Raw genomic sequence first — 13533 nt, 5'->3', positions numbered from 1 at the left:
TGCATGTTCATCATCAACGACGAAGGCCTCGGCCGTTACTGCTGCTGCACCAGCTACAGCTGCCCGGACACACAGCAGCTCGGACTGTTCGAGTCGGCCGAATCCACCAGCTCTGCGGTGATCAGCGACTGCGGCCTGTACCGGTACGAACTGATCCGGCGTTGGGGTGCGGGCAAGCTCGTCGAGTTCATCATGCTCAACCCGAGCACTGCGGACGCTGCGGCTGACGATCCGACCATCCGGCGCTGCATGGGGTTCGCTCGAGCGTGGCGTTACGACGGCATCATCGTGCGCAACCTGTATGCGTATCGCTCGACCGACCCGCGGGGCCTCGTCGCGATCGACGACCCGATCGGGCCACGCAACCGCGAGTTCCTGACCGCCGGCGGCGCCGGCCTCACGATCGTGGCGTGGGGTTCTCATCCTGCGGCATCGCATTGGTGGCACAACTGTCACGGTGACGTCACCGACACCGCGGGCGCGCTACGTCAGCGGGAACTGTGGTGTCTTGGCATCAACGGCAATGGCTCACCGAAACACCCGCTGTACATACCCGGCCGCGTTGCGCCGCGGCGATGGACACCAGCATGAGCGATCCGGCAGTCGAGGCCGCACGACGGGCGTGGAAGGGACGACAGATCCCTATGCCACCCGACCTGATCGTCGCTGCCCGTGAGGCTCTAACGCCGATACGGGAACTGCACCGCCCGTTCACCCGCGACTACCTCGGCGGGGATGGACGCACCGTGTGCGACCACTGCCTAGGCCCGGTCGACTGGCCGTGCCTGACGGCGCGGTTTGCCTACGCCAGCGAGGAACTGCCGTGATCACATGGCTGTCCGACAGGAACGACCCGCGCGTGCAGGCCGCTCTCGAACGATCGTGCGGTGTCTGCACCGCGCCGGCCGGCCACGACTGCCACACGATCATCGCGCCCTGGCGCGCGCTGTCGACCGGCATCGTCCACATGACTCGCGTGCCCAAGCGCGCCCTATTCGGAACGGAGAACCCCGCTACATGACGACCCGCGAGTTCGCGAAGAACCTGTTTTCGCAGTGGTCCGACGACGATTTCACCGCGCAGCCGGTGTTCGACAAGCTGCTGTTTCAGGTGCTCAGCGGTCAGCGTGCGGTGAACGCGGCCGGGGTGCAGCCGATCAACTTCACGCGGTGGGCGAAGGCCATGCGGGACGGTGACCGGCTGCCGACGACCGATGAGCTGCGCGCGGCCCTGGCGCGCATGGAGGCCCGTCGGTATGTGTTCCTCGACGAGGACACCGGAGAACTGTTGATTCGCACGCGGATGCGCAACGACGGGCTCGAGAAACAGCCGACGGTGTTCCTGTCGGCGCTGCGGTTCCTGTCGGTGTTCGACTCACCGAAGTTCGCGACGGTGATGTACGGCGAACTCGAGCTGATGTCCGTGCCTGAGGTGCGCGGCGAGTCCGATCACGCGCAGCGTCTGCGTACGGCGCTCGAGCTGGCGTGCATCGCGGCCCGTGAGCACTTGGCTTCCCTCGCCGAACGGTATGAGATACCCAATGCGGCACCCAACCCGATACCCAATCGGGTACCCAATGAGATACCCAATGCGCGACCTGCGGAAACAGGTGCTGACCCGATACCCAATCGGATACCCAATCCCATACCCTCAGTTTCTGTTTCAGGTTCTGTTTCTGTTTCAAACCCACCTACCGATGTTGGTCCGGTGGGTTCGCGCGAGCGCGCACGCGAGGCCGGCGACGGCGACACGGCCAGCGTTCCCGGCCCGGACGACGAACCCCCCACGCGATGCAAACAACACGCCGAACTACCCGCTGACGCCGAGATCCCCAACTGCGGACCGTGCGCGAACTTCCGGCGAGCCAACGAACGCTGGCACGACCGGCAGCGCCGCCGGCACGCTCAAGCCCAATCCGACGCAGCACACGCAGCCGCCGCGCTCAAAGCCCGCGATATCGCCGACTGCACGCTGTGCGACGCCGACGGCTACCGCAACGGCCGCGTCTGCGGACACAACCCCGAACAGGACGCGATCAACGAAAACGGCTCAGCGGCCGCCAGAGCCGCGCTAGCTGCCAGCCGGGCACAACCACGCCCGGATGACCCCGAAAGCTCGTCCACGCCGCCACTAGCCGACAAAAACATGCCGGAGGATTTAGTTTAGTGAACGAAATCCGACCCGAGGACGTCCTCGCGCGACTCGACTGGCAGACCCTCACCTGCCAATCCGCCCGCGGCTGCAAGAACCCCGCGAAATACGCGATGGAGATCCACGCCATCGACTGCTGCGACGCCCAAGCCACCAACGATTTCGGCAACGTCGTCGTCATCCTGTGCAAGCCCTGCTACGCCGCGCTGATCCGCGATACGAACCGACTCCTGGGCAAGCTCGCATACTTCGGCAGACCGCACTGCATGACCTGCCACGCGCCGCTACGCGCCACCACCGACGCGCTTCGAGCGGCGGTCGCCCTGTGAGCCAGTGCCCGATCCCAAAGTGCGACAACGCCACCGGCACCCGGCGGCGCATCTGCCGCGTGCACGCCGACGAGCTGCGCGACATGCTGCGCTCACTCGTCAGCACCGCAACCCACAGCGGACACCGCGGACCCGGCGCACTCGACTACCTCGACGACGCCTGCAGCGGTGCAACAAAGCTCGGCGAGCAGGCACGCCACATCACCGAGCACGACGCGCCAATGCCGGTCAACTTCAACGCCAACAGCCTGCAGAAAAGCACCGCGATCACCATCATCTCGTGGGCGATCATCCTGCACGCCGACATCCGCACCGACCTGACCATCTGGGGCGGCCACAATGCCGCACGCCAAGCTGCGACGTGGCTCGCAGACAACATCGAAGCCATCGCCTACAACGAGCACGTCGCGCAGCTGCACGCCGACATCAAACGCACCATCACCGCGATCGAGCACTCGATCAACCGGCGCCGGCCGCCGCGCTACTGCGGACCTTGCCCGGCCCCACACCCCGAGACGCCCGACCGTCGCTGCGATGCCGAGATCACCGCACACCGACGCGCCAAGACCATTCGCTGCCGGCAATGCAAGACCGAGCACCAGGTCGACGAGCTGATCCGCGAGAACCTGGACGGCCTCGGGCACTGGCACTTCCACGCCCACGAGGTGCTGCGCATTCTCGACGGTTTCGAGATCCCGATCAGCAAGACGACGTTCTACCGCTGGCGCCGCGAGGGCAAGCTGCAACCCGCGCACTACGACGGCGCCGGCAAGCCGCTGTTTCTGTTCGCTGACGTGCAGAAACTCGTCGAACAAAGCGCCAACAAACGCACCAGCAACACGCCGATACACACGACAGGAGCATGACAATGGACCAACCCGCTGCTACCGTGGCACCTCGAGATGCCAGCGGCACCACTATGTCCGAAGACGAACGTAGTGCCGCAGTCCTCATCGAGAACAACCTCGGCAAGCTACCCGGACGCGACGGCAACGTCATTCGCCTGATGCAGTTCTCCACATTCGGCCGCAGTGACATCGCCGCCGGGCGCATCAACGAAGCCCGACGCGACACCGCCGAAGCGATCGTGCGGTTACTGACCGAACACGGCTATCGAGTTTCGCGATGAACATATTCCAGCCCGGAACTTCTCCGCGGAAACTGACCAACGACCAGGCAATAGAATTCGTTCGCGCCCTGGTTACCGCCATAAACCGCTCCAAAAACGTGCCACTACAAGGAGAACTCAGGTGCGCCGATAACGGCGACTTGATCGTGACTCTTACGCCGACTAGCGGCTGAGAAAACATGGCGCCCAACAAGCGCACCACCAAAGAGAAGGGGCTCGGCCACGCACACCGCGTGCAAGCCGAATACCTCAAGAGCCGGCACATTGAGGGCACGCTCTGCTGGTGGTGCGGCGAGCCCATGTACCTCGTGCAGGGACTCCAAGCAGACCACTCGATTCCGCGCTCGCAAGGCGGCACGGTAGCCGACCGTCTGCTGCATGGTCCATGCAACGGTGAGCGCGGCGACGGCAGCCGCGACCACTTGCGACCCGCGCTCGTGGGACGCAAGCCGCCGACCAACCTCGACGAACTCGGACCGTTCGTCATGCGTTGGCCCTGGTCACAGCAAGATCAGCCCGCGTAAGGCATCAGCATGCCAGCGAACCCTCTCGCCTCAATGACCAGCGGAAACGCCGGACCAGCAACCCCCCCGAACATTTGTTCGACCCCGGGGGGGTGCCGCGACGCCTCGCCCCACGTCGTGCGCCCCCCTCCGTAACGAAAAAAATGGAAAAATGGCAGGTCAGCGGCATTTTTGACCGAAATCGCGCTGACCAGCTTAAATGCCGGAATTGGTGCTGATTTCGATGGAAACGACGCCGCTCGACGACGATGATGACGTCACCGACGTCCGCGACACCATCGACCCCGAATCGGTGCTGCGGAAGTTCCTCGCGGGCGCGACGTACCACGATCTCGCCGAGGATCTCGTCGTCAGCGAGCAGGTCGTCGAGGATGTGCTACGCGCGGCGATGATCCGGCGGGCGCCGCGACGTGAGTTCCTGGCCGAGAACGCCGAGGCCGTCGAGCTCGAGCGTCGCGAGGCGCTGTTCCGATCGCAGTATCGCACCGCGATCGGCATGGGCGAAGATGCGCCGGCGGCGGCCCGGATCTGCCTGAAGCTGCTCGACGGGATGCGCGACAGCCTGGCGGCAGTCGGCGGCGGTGTCGCGGCCAGCACGACCACCGAGGACGCGCTGCGAGCGTTGAAAGTGAAGCTGGCGACGGAGATCGACGCCTGCCGGGACGCCCGCAAGCTGACATCGCTGACGCGGCAACTGCTGACGGTGATGGCCGAGCTGGACGCGAAGTCCCCGCCGCCGCATTCCAAGCGTGACGAGGTGAAAGCGCAGCGTGACAAGCGACGACGAGACGCCGCGCGGCGATCAGACACCCCGGATTCTGGTAGCACCACCGGCTGAGACCAGCGCGGCCCCCGAGGCGATCGCGTTCGTCGAGCAGCTCGGGATGGAGCTCTACCCGTGGCAGAAACTCGCCCTGCATCACGCGCTAGGGGAGACCGACCAGGGCCTGTGGTCGGCGTTCGAGGTTGGGTTGACGGTCCCTCGGCAGAATGGCAAATCCGCGATTATCGAAGTAATGATGATCGCCGGGCTACTGGTGTTCGACGAGGAATTGATCGTCTATTCGGCGCACGAATTCCGCACGGTCAAAGAGATCATGCGGCGCGTCGAGTCCCTGCTGAAAGCATCGGGGGAGAAGTACAAGCCGAAACGCTCGCACGGCGAGGAGGGTTTCGTTCTCGGACCGGACGCGCACGACCCTGAGGCGCCGCGAATGCTGTTCGTCTCGCGAACAGGGGCCGTAACGCGTGGTCTGTCGGGCGATCGGGTGATCCTCGACGAGGCGATGATCATCAAGCCGGAAACGGTCGGCGCGATGATGCCGACGATGAGCGCGCGGCCGAATCCGCAGATCGTCTACGCGGGCAGTGCGGTCGACCAGATCGTGCACGACCACGGCCACGTCTTCGCCGGCGTCCGCAAGCGCGCGATCGACCGCAGCAGCCCGCGCCTGTGTTACCTCGAATGGGGTTGTGAGGACGACGCCGACCCGACGAGCACACGGGAGCGGCTGCGGTCGAATCCGTCTGTCGGGTATGGGTTTATGACTCTCGATTACATCGAGAACGAATACCAGGCGATGCGGTATACGCCGAAAATCTTCTTTGTTGAGCGGCTCGGCGTCGGTGACTGGCCGACCCTCGAGGATCTACAGAAACCGCCGATCACCCCGGAGCTGTGGGGCCGGCTGCACGACATGACGCCCGGCCTGGTGACGCCCGGCCCCGGTGCGATCGCCATCGACCGCGGGCCGTCGTCACGGACATGGGTCATCGTCGGCGCGCAGCGTTCCGCGGGGAAGACGGTCGCCGTCGAGGTCGGGTTCTGCCAGAACGCCAGCGCTACCGATGTCGTCGAGAAGATCGTTGCGATTGTCACCGAATGCGATCCGGCTGTGATCGTGATTGACCAAAAGTCGCCGGCGGCGATCCTGAAGCCGTTCCTGATCGAGGCCGGTCTCGAGCCGCACATGACGAACTTCGGTGAATACCTGGTCGCGTGGGAGGGAATCCTCGAGGCCGTCGATCAGCAGCAGTTGAGTCACAGCGGTCAGCGGGTGCTCGACCAGGCGGTGCTGACGACGCTGAAAAAGGATCTGCCGGACGGTTTGCGGTCGGTGCCGACGCCGTCGGCCGGCTCGTGGATGGGGCCGACGGTCGCGATGATGCTCGCCCACTGGGGTCTGCTCAATTTCTCGGAGCCGCCGCGCAATTCGCCGCCGCCGATGCAGGACACGGGACCGGAGCACGACCGCGGCGACAGTGATCTCGACGTAATGAACGCGCCTTTCTAGCGGCGCCCGATAGCGAAAGGTGGTCGTAGGCAGTGGCTTCGATGACCACCGAACTTGGGTTCACGAACGCATTTCCCGGACTGCTGTCGGCTTACAGTCAGTGGGACCAGTTCGAGCAGGTACCCGAACTACTGTGGCCCGACGCGATCCGCACCTACACACGGATGTGGCGCGAGGAATCGCGGCTGGCGAGCGTCTACTACGCGATCGCACTGCCGATCATGCAAACGCAGTGGCGTATCGACCCCAACGGCGCGCCGGACGCGGTCGTTCAGCACGTCTCAGACGACCTCGGGCTGCCGGTCGTCGGCGAGGACGCCAATAAGCCCCAGCCGCGCACGAAGGGCCGTTTTTCGTGGCTCGAACACCTGCAGTGGGCGATGCGTCACCTGCACTTCGGGCACGCTGTTTTCGAGCAGGTATACCGGCTCGACGACAAGGGCAAGCTGCGACTGCGCAAGCTCGCGCCTCGCCCGCAATCGACCATCGCGTTCTGGAATGTCGACGCCGACGGCGGACTGATCGGCATTCAGCAGTGGCCGCCCGGTACCGGATTCGGGGCCGCCGCCGGCGCCCCGAACTTCCTCGGCGCCTGGGCGCAAGAGATCCCGGTGAACCGGCTCGTCGTCTACACACGCGACCGCGATCCCGGAGTCTGGACCGGCAACAGCATATTCCGGCCGGCATACAAGAACTGGCTGCTCAAAGACGAGCTGATCCGCATCGAAGCCACAGCCGCCCGACGTAACGGCGTCGGTGTCCCGGTCGTGAAAGCGCCGCAATCGGTGTCGGCCGCCCTCGGCTCCGAAGCACTGGCCCCGTACCTGAAGATCGCGCAGCAGTACCGCGGCGGCAACAACGCCGGTGTCGCGCTCCCTGACGGCGCCGATTTCGAGCTGGCCGGTGTTAAGGGCAACCTGCCGTCCGGCTTCATCCGGCAGGCGATCGAATACCACGACAAGCAGATGGCACTCGCGGCGCTGGCGCACTTCCTGAACCTCGATCGCGGTGGCAGCTTCGCCCTGGCCTCGGTGCAGGCCGATACGTTCTCCCAGGGCGTGCAGCAGACCGCCGAAACCGTGCGGGATGTCGCGCAGGCGCACATCGTCGAGGACATCGTCGATACGAATTTCGGCGAGGACTCACCGTCCCCGAGGATCGTGTTCGACGCGATCGGATCGCAGCAGGACGCATCGGCCGCTGCCCTGCAGATGCTGGTCAACGCCGGAATCATCACGCCCGACCCGCAACTCGAGGCGTTCGAGCGGCAGTCGATGGGCCTGCCGGGAGCCGATCCCGACGCGCAGGACGGCGACGACGAGAAGCTGCCGGTTCCCGACAACCGACCGCCGGTCACCGTGCCGATCGCGACCACGCACACGCCCGACGGCATGGCGTTCACCTCGCGGGCACGCGTCACCGCCAGCCGCCGGCCGCGCGCCACGATCTCGAGCGACGGAGAGCTGACGCTGTGGTGAACACGCTCATCGACTACCTGACCTGGCTGCTGCGCTGGCCGCTGTGCCGACTGTTCGACTGCCACGGTCTCGCGTGCCGCGACCGAGAGAATCACGACCCCGAATCTGGAAGGTGGACGACCCGATGGTGAGCCACAACCCCGAAAAGACCGGCTTGACAGTCAACGTCGCGCCCGTGCTCAACGTCGAGGAGCTCGAGGCGATCGCCGAGCAGATCGAGCAGCGCATCGGCGCCGCGGTCGCGGCCGGTCTGCAGCTCGGCTTCGCCACGCTGTTTGCGGCGCTCGGCGTCGAACCCGCGGCGCTCGCCGATAACGAGAACGGTGCGGGCTGATGGTGAACCTCAAGACGGTCAAGGACCGGGAGCTGATGCGCGTCGGCAACTACAAGCTGCGTTCGGGTGATTTCTCGGTCACTCGCGAGACGATCGCCGCCGCGGTGGCCGCGCACGAGGCAGGCATCCTGCGCAAGCCGACGATCCGGCTCGGACACGGTGACCCGCGATTCACCGGAGATCCGGCCGTGGGCTTCGTCGACAACCTGTCCACCTCGGAGGACGGCGACGTGCTTTACGGCGACCTGGCCGGCGTGCCGGAATGGCTGGCCGACATCATGCCGAGCGCGTACCCGTCGCTGTCGATCGAAGGCCAGGAGGACTACACCGACGCCGCCGGCGAGCAGCACGATTTCGTGCTGACCGGCCTGGCGCTGCTCGGCGCGACACCGCCCGGCATCGACACGCTTAAGAGCGTGCAGGACGTCGCCGAGCTGTACCAGGTCGCCGCCGCGCGTGAGATCGGCGGCACCGCTGTCGCGTTCACGGTCGAGGCGTCCACGTTCCGCGACCGCACCGACGCCAAAGAGCCGTGGGGTGACGTCGACTACGCGGACCCGGGCTACCTCGACCGCGACGACCAGCCGGCCGAACCCGGTCACGGCGTGAAGCGGTACCCGCTCAACGATCGCGACCACGTCAAGAGCGCGTGGTCGTTCATCAACGAGAAAAAGAATCAAAAGCCGTACACCGCAACGCAACTCGATCACATCAAGTCGGCGATCGAGAAGGCAGCGGCGAAGTTTTCCATCAAGATCGAAGCCGCAGCCGCGGTTTCCCAACAGGAAGGGGCCGCAATGGCTCTCCCCGAGAAGATCGCCGCGGCACTCGGCATCGCCGCCGACGCTGACGAGGACGCCGTCACGGCTGCCTGGGACGCGCACGTTGCGGCCACCGAAGCCGAGGCCGCGCAGCGCGTGGCAGCGGCCGCCGCGCCGGCCGCCGGCGTGATGCAGATCGAGGCATCGGTGTACGACCAGCTGCGGTCGGACGCCGAGGCCGGGCGCGTGGCGCGTGATCAGCAGATCGCCGACGAGGACACGCGCACCGTTGAGGCCGCGATCGCCGCCGGCAAGATCGCTCCGGCCCGCAAGGATCACTGGCTCGAGGCGCTCAAGGCTGACCGCGAGGGCAACAAGCAGGTGCTGGCGGCGCTGGCGCCCGGCCTGATCCCGGTCGCCGAGATGGGCCACAGCATCCCCGCACCCGAAGGCGGTGAGGACAACGTCGCGCAGCAGGGCTACGAGACGTTCATGAGCAAGCTCGGCTTCAACCCGAAGGGCGGTAACTGACATGGCCGGCACGGACTACATGCCGAAGTTCCTCGGCGGCTGCACGATCACCTGCATCGCGACCGCGGACATCACCGCCGGTCAGCTGGTGGTGAACAGTGGCGACTACAAGGTGGCGCCGGCCTCGGCGGCCGCCGCCAAGCAGTTCGGCGTCGCCGTCCGCACGGTGAAGGCCGGCCAGAAGGTCGCCGTGTGGTTCGAGGGCGTGCACCCGCTGGCGGCGTCCGGGGCGATCGCGGCCGGCGCTCCGGTCATCGCCGCGGCCAGCGGTGCTGTCGCCGCGGCCGCCGTCGACACTCCGGTCGGCCAGATCGTCGGCTACGCGATGGCCGCCGCCGCCAACAGCCTGGTCGACGTCCGACTGTCCTACTGACCCCACCCCCCAATCGAACGGCACCGGATCGTTTCCTCCTTGGCGATCCGGTGCCGTTCTCACTACCTGAAAGGTAAACGGCCATGACCGTTTTGAACCCTCCCGGCGCGCCGACGGGTGATCTGACTACGCAGGACATCATCGCGATTTCGCGGTTCCTCAACGACCCGACCATGCTCTACCGGGCGCTGCGCACCATTGCCGACCAGATGTACGTCTCCGACAAGATCCTCAAGTCGCAGATCTACACCGATTCCGGCTCGATCCTGTACGAGCAGATCGAATCGATCTTCGCTGGCCGGCAGCCGCAGGCGATCGAGCCCGGCGGTGAATACCCGCTGGCCCCGATCCCCACCGGCCCGGCGCAGATCGCATCGACCGTGAAGTGGGGCCTCGACACGCTGATCTTCGACGAGTCGATCGCACGCCAGAACTGGCAGCCGCTGCAGGTATCGCTGGTCAAGCTGATCAACAGCATGGTCGACACGATCGACAGTGTCGCGATGTCCGCGATCGTCGCAGCTATCACCCAGCAACAGGCCGCCGGCGCGAACTCGATCACCAGCACCGCGCCGACCACCAAGCGGTACTGGGACGGCTCGGGTGATGCGGCGGCGAACATTCTGCGCGACGTGATGATGGGCGACCAGGTGCTGCGGAAACTCAAGCAGGGGTACGTCGCCGACACGGTGCTCTGCGACCTCGAGACGTTCGCGCTGGTGTTCAGCGACGAAGCGCTTAACGCGCGGTGGGCGCGTGAGGACATCGGCAGCAGCGGCGTTACCGCGATGCCGGTGTTCGAGGGCCTCAACTCGAGCATGGCAGGGAAGCTGGCCGGCAAGCTGTGGCTCGGCTCCCCGAACCTGCCGACGTCGCCGTACGCGGCTGTGATCGACACGAAGGTGTTCGGCGGCATGGCCGACGAGAAGCTGCCGGCGCCCGGCTACACCGGGGCAACAACGCCCGGTGCCGACGCCGACGGTGGCGCCGGTGCTGGCCGTTCGTTGGTGCAGACGAAGTCGATGCGCGAGGACTCGAACGACCGGTGGCGTGTTCGTGCCCGCCGGATCACGACGCCGTTCATCGTCGAGCCGTTGGCCGCCGTTGAGATCACCGGGATTCTGCCCTCGTGAGCGGTTACGAGGTTGTCGCTCCGATGGTCAACGCAGCCGACCCGGATGGTCGACTGCAGCCGTACTACGCCGGTTCGGTGATTCGGTGGCTCAACGACGTGCAGCGAGCGCATTTCGTGCGTCTGGGGCTCGTCGTGCCGCTCGGCGACCACGACGCCGACGGGCTGCGGGATGACGTCCCGCAGCCCACGGTGCCACCGGGTGCATTCGCGCAGGAGCCGACCACCGAAGCGGCTATTGAGCCGGTCGATCGGCCTGCGCAGGTCGCGTCGAAAGAGCAGTGGGTCGCCTACGCGGTCAGCCAAGGCATGGAGTTCGCCGAGGCCGACGCGATGAGCAAGGTCGATCTCATCGCCAAGTACCGCGACTGACGATGGTGGGGTGAGCGGCGGTGACCAGTCCCGTGCAGCCGTTTCTGGACATCAGCGGGTTTCTTGCCCTGTGGGATGGTCCGCCGCTCACCCCGCAACGTCGCGCGATGGCGACGCTGCTGCTCACCGTCGCGTCGTCGTGGATCTACGACCACAAACCCGGCATCAGCTCCGACGATCCGGCGGCGCAGTTCGTCGTCTACGACGTCGTCAGTAATGCCGTGCGTTACCAGCGCTACGGCAAGCTGCAGACCTACTCGAAGACGGCCGGACACCGCATGGACGCCGGCAGTTTCGCCGAGCCCATGAAAGCGCTCGAGTTCACCGACACGCACAAGCAGCTGCTCGGCATCCCGCTCGAGGCCGTGCCGATGTCGAGTTGCGTGCCGAACGATTTCGACGCCGACGACCGTCACGCGGGCTGGCCTACGCCGTGGTCTGGCGTCGGCACGCCGTGGACGTACCCGTGAGCGGCGAATACCCGGGCGGCGACACCGTTTACGTCGTCACCGACGTCGCCACCGGCCAAAAGGACGGTCTCAACCAGCCGAAATTCGGTGAATCGGTCGCCGAGGTGTTCGGTTGCGTGTTCGACGTGGTCTCGACAGGTCCGACCGAAGAACAGTCGGACACCACGACCAACAGTGAGCGCGCGTGGGTGTTCCTACCGATCGTCGACGGCCAGGGCATCCCGACCGTTGACTTCGACCAGGACGGCGAGCTGGTGTACATCGCCGAGATTCCGAACACGGCCCGGTTGCGGCCGGAGCGCGGCACCGCGCTCGGCCAGCGGGATTACAAGATCATCGGCCGACCCGAGGTGCAATACGACCTCGACGGCCAACCCGACCACGTGTGGATCGTCTGCGAATGGCGCGGCGGCGGAAAGCCGACCGATGGCGGATAAGGCTGAATCAGTAGCCGCGCTCGAGGCGGCGATCGAAGCGGTAGCCGCGCTGATGTTCGACGACGACGAGGTCGTTACCGATGCCGTATTGGTTCTCGGCGCGCAACGCATCGATGACGCCGGCGACCGGATCGGACGCATCGGCAATTTCCCGCGACACGGACCGCAACCGCCATACATCACTGCCGGTCTGCTCGTCGGGGCGATCGACCTGATGAAGAGCCCGAACCGTGGAAGCGATGCCGACTGATGGCGGGTGAGATCGAGGCGATTCTCGCCGCCGCCGGCGCGGCCCTGACGGCGCGCGAGGTCGAGGACGGCCTCGATCACTTCGCCGGCGAGGTCTGCGAATACGCGCGGTCGATTGCGCCGGTGTTCGGCGACCGGCCACCGAAACGCGATGCGCCGCCGTTCGACGAGCCGGGCGGTTTCCGCGATTCGATCCACGTCGAGCACCCGCGGCGGGGTGTGCGGCGTGTGATCTCGCGACTCGATCCGCTCGCACTGTGGCAGGAGTTGGGCACGATCCACATGCCTGAGTACGCGGTGTTCAGCCGGACGGCCGAGCACTTCGGCGGTACAGCACCGGTGATCGGCGATGACGGCGTGATGCACGCGCAGTCGCACCTACGCAAGGCACTCGTCCGGCTCGCCGAGCTGCACGCGGCCGGAGCCGGGGCCGACGAGATCGCCGTGCAGCAGACCCGAGTCCGCATGGCACGTCAGCAGCGATCCGCGGAATTCCGTCGCGGCCAGAACGAACGACGCCGCAGCCGCCGCGCAGCGGGCCGGCCCGGCAAGGGGAGACGGCACCGATGATCGACTACGGCAAGTCCATACCGCCGGAGGCGTTCATCATCGGCGCGCTGATGCCGCTCGGCTACTTCGTTGGGCCAGAGCACGGCAGTGACGACGACCTGCCGGCGTTCGTCGTGACGTCCCTGCACCCGCATAGCGACCGCGTGATGCAGCGGGCGTTGGTGTCGGTCGCGACGCTCGGCGAGACCCGCGATAAGGCATTGGATGTCGCGCTCGAGGGCGACCGCAGGCTGATGTCGCTGACCGCCGGCGACGACGTGGTGCTGCCGAGCGGCCTGGTCGTGCAGGGCCGCGTCGAGCCGCACATGGGGCCGAGGTTCGACAAGTACAGCGACCCGTTCGTCAAACGCTACATCGCGCGCTACGTCGCGGTCCTGCGCAACCAACCAGGCAACTGAC

Annotated in this window: 21 protein-coding genes; all 21 read left to right on the top strand. The window is 66.1% G+C overall.

The features are described from left to right. The first annotated feature begins 3 nt into the window (after positions 1 to 3). On the top strand, positions 4 to 591 hold the full coding sequence (locus ABW16_RS01850; RefSeq protein ID WP_082133902.1) for a DUF1643 domain-containing protein: 588 nt from the start codon (positions 4 to 6) through the stop codon (positions 589 to 591). After that, positions 588 to 827 (top strand): hypothetical protein, encoded by a 240-nt coding sequence (locus ABW16_RS24135; RefSeq protein WP_047317695.1) that lies wholly within the window; start codon positions 588 to 590, stop codon positions 825 to 827. Before ABW16_RS01850 ends, ABW16_RS24135 begins: the two co-directional genes overlap by 4 nt. Further along, the gene (locus ABW16_RS01840) at positions 824 to 1021 is read left to right on the top strand and encodes a hypothetical protein (protein WP_047317384.1); all 198 of its coding nucleotides are present in this window, start codon (positions 824 to 826) and stop codon (positions 1019 to 1021) included. The genes ABW16_RS24135 and ABW16_RS01840 overlap by 4 nt, the downstream gene beginning before the upstream one ends. Then, entirely contained in the window at positions 1018 to 2166 is a 1149-nt protein-coding gene (locus tag ABW16_RS01835; protein ID WP_082133901.1) for a hypothetical protein, read from the top strand. Before ABW16_RS01840 ends, ABW16_RS01835 begins: the two co-directional genes overlap by 4 nt. After that, positions 2166 to 2480: a hypothetical protein gene (locus ABW16_RS01830; RefSeq protein WP_047317383.1), complete on the top strand. Its 315-nt coding sequence runs from the start codon at positions 2166 to 2168 to the stop codon at positions 2478 to 2480. The genes ABW16_RS01835 and ABW16_RS01830 overlap by 1 nt, the downstream gene beginning before the upstream one ends. Further along, entirely contained in the window at positions 2477 to 3346 is an 870-nt protein-coding gene (locus ABW16_RS01825; RefSeq protein ID WP_047317382.1) for a helix-turn-helix transcriptional regulator, read from the top strand. The genes ABW16_RS01830 and ABW16_RS01825 overlap by 4 nt, the downstream gene beginning before the upstream one ends. A gap of 2 nt (positions 3347 to 3348) precedes the next feature. Next, the gene (locus ABW16_RS01820; RefSeq protein WP_047317381.1) at positions 3349 to 3609 is read left to right on the top strand and encodes a hypothetical protein; all 261 of its coding nucleotides are present in this window, start codon (positions 3349 to 3351) and stop codon (positions 3607 to 3609) included. 179 nt (positions 3610 to 3788) lie between these two features. After that, the gene (locus ABW16_RS01815; RefSeq protein WP_047317380.1) at positions 3789 to 4133 is read left to right on the top strand and encodes an HNH endonuclease; all 345 of its coding nucleotides are present in this window, start codon (positions 3789 to 3791) and stop codon (positions 4131 to 4133) included. A 223-nt stretch (positions 4134 to 4356) separates the two neighbouring features. Next, the gene (locus ABW16_RS01810) at positions 4357 to 4971 is read left to right on the top strand and encodes a hypothetical protein (RefSeq protein ID WP_131721459.1); all 615 of its coding nucleotides are present in this window, start codon (positions 4357 to 4359) and stop codon (positions 4969 to 4971) included. Beyond that, positions 4904 to 6427, top strand: coding sequence for a hypothetical protein (locus tag ABW16_RS01805; protein WP_131721458.1), 1524 nt, complete (start codon positions 4904 to 4906; stop codon positions 6425 to 6427). Before ABW16_RS01810 ends, ABW16_RS01805 begins: the two co-directional genes overlap by 68 nt. A gap of 41 nt (positions 6428 to 6468) precedes the next feature. Further along, positions 6469 to 7905 carry a phage portal protein family protein gene (locus ABW16_RS01800; RefSeq protein ID WP_047317377.1) on the top strand — a complete coding sequence of 479 codons (1437 nt, stop codon included), beginning with the start codon at positions 6469 to 6471 and terminating at the stop codon, positions 7903 to 7905. A gap of 112 nt (positions 7906 to 8017) precedes the next feature. Further along, entirely contained in the window at positions 8018 to 8239 is a 222-nt protein-coding gene (locus tag ABW16_RS01795; protein ID WP_047317376.1) for a hypothetical protein, read from the top strand. After that, positions 8239 to 9531 carry a DUF6582 domain-containing protein gene (locus tag ABW16_RS23755; RefSeq protein ID WP_052956747.1) on the top strand — a complete coding sequence of 431 codons (1293 nt, stop codon included), beginning with the start codon at positions 8239 to 8241 and terminating at the stop codon, positions 9529 to 9531. The genes ABW16_RS01795 and ABW16_RS23755 overlap by 1 nt, the downstream gene beginning before the upstream one ends. Position 9532: 1 nt before the next feature. Beyond that, on the top strand, positions 9533 to 9904 hold the full coding sequence (locus ABW16_RS01785; RefSeq protein ID WP_047317375.1) for a capsid cement protein: 372 nt from the start codon (positions 9533 to 9535) through the stop codon (positions 9902 to 9904). An 83-nt stretch (positions 9905 to 9987) separates the two neighbouring features. Beyond that, positions 9988 to 11037: a phage major capsid protein gene (locus ABW16_RS01780; protein ID WP_047317374.1), complete on the top strand. Its 1050-nt coding sequence runs from the start codon at positions 9988 to 9990 to the stop codon at positions 11035 to 11037. Next, entirely contained in the window at positions 11034 to 11408 is a 375-nt protein-coding gene (locus ABW16_RS01775) for a hypothetical protein (protein ID WP_047317373.1), read from the top strand. Before ABW16_RS01780 ends, ABW16_RS01775 begins: the two co-directional genes overlap by 4 nt. Before the next feature lie 20 nt (positions 11409 to 11428). Continuing rightward, positions 11429 to 11878, top strand: coding sequence for a hypothetical protein (locus ABW16_RS01770; protein WP_052956746.1), 450 nt, complete (start codon positions 11429 to 11431; stop codon positions 11876 to 11878). Beyond that, the gene (locus ABW16_RS01765; RefSeq protein WP_047317372.1) at positions 11875 to 12315 is read left to right on the top strand and encodes a hypothetical protein; all 441 of its coding nucleotides are present in this window, start codon (positions 11875 to 11877) and stop codon (positions 12313 to 12315) included. The genes ABW16_RS01770 and ABW16_RS01765 overlap by 4 nt, the downstream gene beginning before the upstream one ends. Beyond that, the gene (locus ABW16_RS01760) at positions 12305 to 12565 is read left to right on the top strand and encodes a DUF7213 family protein (RefSeq protein ID WP_052956745.1); all 261 of its coding nucleotides are present in this window, start codon (positions 12305 to 12307) and stop codon (positions 12563 to 12565) included. The genes ABW16_RS01765 and ABW16_RS01760 overlap by 11 nt, the downstream gene beginning before the upstream one ends. Beyond that, positions 12565 to 13134, top strand: coding sequence for a hypothetical protein (locus ABW16_RS01755; protein WP_047317371.1), 570 nt, complete (start codon positions 12565 to 12567; stop codon positions 13132 to 13134). Before ABW16_RS01760 ends, ABW16_RS01755 begins: the two co-directional genes overlap by 1 nt. After that, positions 13131 to 13532 carry a hypothetical protein gene (locus ABW16_RS01750; RefSeq protein ID WP_047317370.1) on the top strand — a complete coding sequence of 134 codons (402 nt, stop codon included), beginning with the start codon at positions 13131 to 13133 and terminating at the stop codon, positions 13530 to 13532. The genes ABW16_RS01755 and ABW16_RS01750 overlap by 4 nt, the downstream gene beginning before the upstream one ends. The last annotated feature ends 1 nt before the right edge of the window (position 13533 follow it).

This window comes from Mycolicibacter heraklionensis (assembly GCF_001021505.1).
Taxonomy (GTDB): domain Bacteria; phylum Actinomycetota; class Actinomycetes; order Mycobacteriales; family Mycobacteriaceae; genus Mycobacterium; species Mycobacterium heraklionense.
Note: the sequence above shows the minus strand (reverse complement) of the source record. Positions and strands in the feature narration are given on the sequence as shown.